This window comes from Pseudomonas sp. FSL R10-1339 (assembly GCF_009600545.1).
Taxonomy (GTDB): domain Bacteria; phylum Pseudomonadota; class Gammaproteobacteria; order Pseudomonadales; family Pseudomonadaceae; genus Aquipseudomonas; species Aquipseudomonas bubulae.
The window spans coordinates 1-5,182 of record NZ_WIVQ01000160.1 but is presented as its reverse complement, the minus strand read 5'-3'; the positions used below and the strand labels follow the sequence as shown (position 1 = coordinate 5,182).

6 protein-coding genes are annotated in these 5,182 nt (G+C 36.4%); 5 read left to right on the top strand and 1 reads right to left on the bottom strand.

Features of this window, described 5'->3' with window-relative positions; genetic code table 11:
- Positions 1-141 precede the first annotated feature (141 nt).
- The 4 genes from GHO03_RS23600 (at position 142) to GHO03_RS23585 (ending at position 2,813) form a co-directional block, all read left to right on the top strand.
- A complete protein-coding gene (locus GHO03_RS23600) occupies positions 142-615 on the top strand; it encodes a hypothetical protein (protein WP_133145065.1) in 474 nt (157 codons plus the stop codon).
- 50 nt (positions 616-665) lie between these two features.
- The gene (locus GHO03_RS23595; protein ID WP_153400626.1) at positions 666-1,046 is read left to right on the top strand and encodes a hypothetical protein; all 381 of its coding nucleotides are present in this window, start codon (positions 666-668) and stop codon (positions 1,044-1,046) included.
- Positions 1,047-1,177: 131 nt separating this feature from the next.
- Positions 1,178-1,780, top strand: a complete 603-nt coding sequence (locus tag GHO03_RS23590; RefSeq protein WP_153400625.1) for a hypothetical protein — start codon at positions 1,178-1,180, stop codon at positions 1,778-1,780.
- 382 nt (positions 1,781-2,162) lie between these two features.
- Entirely contained in the window at positions 2,163-2,813 is a 651-nt protein-coding gene (locus GHO03_RS23585) for a hypothetical protein (RefSeq protein WP_133145068.1), read from the top strand.
- A gap of 534 nt (positions 2,814-3,347) precedes the next feature.
- Here GHO03_RS23585 and GHO03_RS23580 read toward each other — a convergent pair.
- Positions 3,348-4,064, bottom strand: coding sequence for a hypothetical protein (locus GHO03_RS23580; RefSeq protein ID WP_153400624.1), 717 nt, complete (start codon positions 4,062-4,064; stop codon positions 3,348-3,350).
- Positions 4,065-4,196: 132 nt separating this feature from the next.
- Between GHO03_RS23580 and GHO03_RS23575 the strand changes: the two genes are divergently transcribed.
- Positions 4,197-5,147 (top strand): hypothetical protein, encoded by a 951-nt coding sequence (locus GHO03_RS23575; RefSeq protein WP_153400623.1) that lies wholly within the window; start codon positions 4,197-4,199, stop codon positions 5,145-5,147.
- Positions 5,148-5,182: the final 35 nt, after the last annotated feature.

Here is a 5,182-nt window from a genome sequence, read left to right as displayed (position 1 = left end):
AGAATAAGGCCGGTAGGTTGAAAAATACGGCTTGAAAGAGGGGGGCGCTACGAACGGGTTAATTGTTCAGCGGCTCCTTAGGTTTTTAGATGTGCTGTTTCAGCAATTCTGCTGGGACTAATTGTTGTATATGGTGATTGCATGTTGGAAATTCAAATGTTTTTTAGCGGGTCTCAATTGAACGTTGATAAGTTTTTTGCTGATAATTTTCCTGTGTGGGATGAAGTTACTCATATCGACTCATATCGAGGTGCTGTTTCAGATTTTATTGATGAATTGGGCAGTGTTTATAGTCTTGATGTTAGTCATGATGAAAGTATATGTATTTGCTTTGAGAGAAAAGAAGTTAATGATATATGGTTTGAAGAAATCAATCAGAAACTAACTGCGATAGGAATGACTGAGATTGATCTTGATTATGCTGATGAAAATGGTGAGTGTGCGGGGTACATGGAGTTTAGTGGCGGGGTGTTTACTGCGGAGCATTATAAAGGTGAAGATATAAGCGAAATTAGTGCGGTGCTTCTTGGGGTTCTCAGGACGTGGAATACAATGAGTTACCTTTTTGATGATGCAGATAATGCGCAGGCTGGATTTGATTTGCTGTTTCGGTAATTCTGCTGAGACTGATAATTTTAAATGGTGATTGTATGGGGAAGATAAGAATGGGCTTTGATGCCACGGAAGCGAATATTGATAGCGTGAGAAGACGGGAGATAGCGCTCATAGAGTCACGTTCATTGTCTGATGAACATGAAAAGTTCTTGAAGGATGTTTGCAATAAAGCATTGTCTCGATTTGCTAATGTGAAAGTAAAATATAATAAATCTTTAATCAATACTGACGCTAGTGTTATGTGTCATGCTATTCGAAATTATGGACTTCTTTCGCACATGGCAATTTATTTTATGCTCACTAATCGCAGAGTATTTTTAAGGCCGATTAAAAATAATCCTGATGTGATTGATAGTGATTTGATTATGTACAACGTTATCCTTAAACAAACTCGCAACTTTTCTAAGTATAAGGCAATTGAGGCTGGTTGATTATTGCTAAATATATTTAGTCAGGAGGTGCCTTAGTCGGTAGTGTTTTAGGGTGAAAAATTCTATTTTTCAAAATGGTATAATAATCACAATGAATGCAATTGTGTGTTCACTACAAAAGGTAAATACAAATGAGTACAAAATTTACAAAGGATAATTTGAATGACATTATAGTAGAGTCTATCGTTGATTCGTTAAACTTCAATAATGAGCAAGCAGTTCTGACAGCAAGAGACGGTAGCGCACAAGCAGATGAAACTTACTTTGAAAGATATTCAAATAACAAATCAAAAATATTGAAAAGCGTTGGTGTTGATGAGTTGGCAATTCCTAATAATGTTAGTATTGAGAGCATATTAGTTGCTAAGCAGATTTCTGATTTGATAAATCACAACCCTGAGTTAAGAGAAATAAAAAATCATATCTCGAGTGGTAATGTTAAGATTGATGCGACTGATGCATCTTCAGTTTTAAAGTTGAATTCTGAGAAATTGAAACAAAACGCTGCAAGCGATGTTTTGTTACGAGTGAGCAGTATTCATAATGAAGCAATTGGTAAAGGCTTTGACGTTTCAATTCCAGCATTTCACGGCGGCTCCATCCGCGCCCAAGATTTAGTTTCTGGATTGAAAATTGCCGGTGAGTATGTCTCTGACTCTTTGCTCGAAATTAAGAGCAAGGTTGATTTAAAGGTCGAAGACAAGCAGGCGTCAAAACCGAGACCGAAAATGTAAAACGATAAGTAATATCACAAGAGAGCCATAGGCTCTTTTTTGTTATCTGGACTCCATAAATTCAATCAAACAAAATAATTTAGGTTTGCGGATTATGGTTTTTAATTTAATTAAAACAAATATTAATATGTCCCTTATGACGAATTTAAGGTTTTTAAGATGTCGCACTTGGCAGTATTTTTTTTTTCATGTATAATCACGCTTTTCTTGCTGCGTCATTTTTGCGAAAAAAAATTAAAGGAGATTCTCAATGTCAGCAGATGAAGCTTGTAAAATTAAAGCTAAGTATTCCTTCGGGATTAAGTTGTTTATTTTGTTATTGGTTTTAGCTTTGCTTATAAATGTTGTCGCTTTGTATAATACTATTGCAGGGTAGCTGGAAATGAATAAAATTAATTCTTCAGGCGCAGACATAGATTTGTTTAATGTGTACAATTTTTTTTGTCGTCAATTCAAATATATGCTTGCTATATTTATTGTTGTTTTGGTATTTGGGCTCGTATACGCTTTTACGCGGCCCACTTTATTTTTGAGTTCGTCAAATATAACAATCGGGAAAAGTGTTAGTTTGGATTCGAACTCAAAATCTCTATTAGACAGTCCTCAAGCGATTGCTTATAGGTATTCTGGGGATGTCAATGTAACTCCTGTTAAAGATACTGATATTGTTAAGATTTCATCTTTGGCACGCTCTAATATTCAGTCAGAAAAAAATGTTCGCGTTGTAATTGATGAAATTATGCATAATCAGGGTGAGATATATAAAGAGCAAGAGAAGAAGCTTATAAAATATATAGAGATTTTCAGAATAGATAACTCGATTAACGAAAAATTCTCGAATCTTTTGCATGTTGCGTCGACATCTTCGAGTGCTCGGGCAACTGATATAGTTACTAATGTGCTTCCATATTCTGGTAAAATTAGAGTTAATATTGCTATTGCTATTCTCCTAGGATTTTTTTTAGCATTATTGGCAGGTTTTGTACGAGATTGTAAAAGAATAAAGAAGGAGCAAGTTCTTATCAAAAATTAAATTTACCTTCCATAATTATTTTAGAGTTCAATTGGGTGGGTCTGTAAGTAACATGGCCCGCTTGTTTTTTTATTGGCTTTGTGTATTTGTTTTAAGTCGCCTGAATATTTTGCTGGTTTAATACTTATATTAACGATTGTTGGTGGTTAAAATACTTAACTACTTTTGAAAATGTAGATTTTGTACAACTCTTTTTGTGGTTAAATTTCAAAAGTAAATAAGAATATGGTTTTGTCCCGGTTGTAGATACTAAAATTTAGAATAAAAAGTTTATTTTTTTGCAAATTAGGTGTGTTTGCACGATAATGATTTCTAATATAGCCTGTATATTTGAATAATAGTATTCCGAATGATTGTTAGGAGAGTAGGATTTTCTTAAAGGTTTTGTCTGTTGCGATGGTGTGTCTGGCTTTAAGAGGCTTAATTATATTTTATTATATGATTTTATTGGTTTTAGTTGCATCAGTAATTTCATACTTATTTGATATTCCATGCAGTAAAGCCCCAACTTGGGGCTTGTTAATTCGAATCAAATCACTGTTGAGCAGCGACTGTGTAGCCTTCAAATGCGATTTGGCTTTCGATTGCAGTGATAATCGCCTTGCGTGAAGCTGTGTGCTCAGTGCCAGTCGTGTCTGTGAAAGTGGAAGGGGACAACACTTCTTTACCTTCCTCGTCTTTCTCGATAGCAAAGCCAAGCAATGTAAAGGCTTCTGCATCCTGAGAAAGGTTTGCAGCGCCACGTCCTACACGCATTGGCATAATTGATGACTTGCCAGCTTCATTAGTGATAACGAAGATTTCAGCTTCCTTCTTCACACGCGGGGTTTTTGTTTTGCTCGCTGGCTCTTTCAAAGCTTTATCTGTCTGATTCAGAACCTTCAACGCCAACCCATACACGATTTCTTCAAAAGCAGGGTCGGTGCGGAAGCTAGAAAGAATCTGAGCGATTGAGAATTTAGAGCTGATTTCAGACAATGCAGATGTATTTTGTTGTTCAGCATCTTTGATTTTTTTCAGCTCGCTCATTAAGTCATGAGCTTTGTCGTCGTCTGCTTCATCAATCGCCTTGCGAATAGATGCACGCAACTCACGAATTTGAGCGCTTTCGCCTGAGCTGTTCACCAATGCATCCAGAACAAACTCACTGACAATTTTAGATTGTGGAGCGTGCTCTGAGCGACTGATAGAGTCTTCGTACAGTTCTTTCGCTGGAAGGCTTTCTATATTGTCAGAAGTAGAGTTTGTCATTTTGATTCGCATATGGTGTTTGAAAGAGCCGGGTAATATAGCAAAAAACGGTCATAACTTCAATTGAGGTTTTTCATGAAAATATGAAACATTAAAAATGGTAAAATATGGACATAACAATTGTACTTAAAAATGGCTATTAAAGAATCACTAATAAGTGTGATGAACAAATTGAAAGAGGTCTACACGCATCAGGTGGACATGTTAACTGATGATGATTTTTATAACAGTCCCTCTGATGGCAAAGAGAAGCTTAATGGTATGCAAGCTGAAAATATTAATGAGGAATATGGTCAGCTTGATTCGAATAAATATAAGTCTGGCGTGCATGCGGTGTCTAGTAAATCAGAACCTCAATTGTCTGCAAGGGAAATTGAACATGCAGAGTTGGAATTTCAAGAGAAAATTAAGAAATTTTGTGAGGAGCATGACTACTCTTATAAAAGGTCATTGATGCATGAGAATTTCAAAATCACAGATACGGCGGGTAATGAAATATTCACTGTAAAAAGTTCAGGCGATTTCAAGTATACCAATGCTGATGAAACTCAGTTTAAAGCCATGATGAAAATTTCTGCTGGTCAATTTGTGAAGAACAACAAGACAGCATATCCGTTCGTTAAAGAGGATGACCCTTCAATCCCAAACTCCAAACAAGAAGCCATATTGAGAATTGCGATTGAGACATTGCTTGAGCATGAAGTGCCATTGAAACGCATTAAAATCAGAAGTAAGAAATGGGCACATTTGATGGATGAATATGCGTTAAAGCAGAAGGAAGAATTCAAGCAAGTAAAGCCAGTTGAAATTGGTGGTGTAGAGGTTGGTGAGTCAGGTAAGCCTGAGCCGAACAAAATCACTAAGATTGAGCCGTTTGGTACGATTGATAAATTCGAACCTGCAAAGGCTGTGATTGTTGATACGGTAGAGGAAAAGCCAAAAGTTGTTGTTACTGATGATGAAGTGAAAAACACAGATGAGCTTACATTGAAGCCAGTGGTAGCCATAGATTACTCAAAAACGCTGCAAGGGGAATTGTTTCTAGGCTCTGTACGTAAACCCAAGAAATACGATTTTCTGTAAAATACACCGCCATTAAAGCCAGGAGGCCAAGATGG

Bases quoted from the DNA above. Each gene is read 5' to 3' on its own strand.
- GHO03_RS23600 (WP_133145065.1), top strand. From the start codon at position 142: ATGTTGGAAATTCAAATGTTTTTTAGCGGGTCTCAATTGAACGTTGAT.
- GHO03_RS23595 (WP_153400626.1), top strand. From the start codon at position 666: ATGGGCTTTGATGCCACGGAAGCGAATATTGATAGCGTGAGAAGACGG.
- GHO03_RS23590 (WP_153400625.1), top strand. From the start codon at position 1,178: ATGAGTACAAAATTTACAAAGGATAATTTGAATGACATTATAGTAGAG.
- GHO03_RS23585 (WP_133145068.1), top strand. From the start codon at position 2,163: ATGAATAAAATTAATTCTTCAGGCGCAGACATAGATTTGTTTAATGTG.
- GHO03_RS23580 (WP_153400624.1), bottom strand. From the start codon at position 4,064: ATGACAAACTCTACTTCTGACAATATAGAAAGCCTTCCAGCGAAAGAA.
- GHO03_RS23575 (WP_153400623.1), top strand. From the start codon at position 4,197: ATGGCTATTAAAGAATCACTAATAAGTGTGATGAACAAATTGAAAGAG.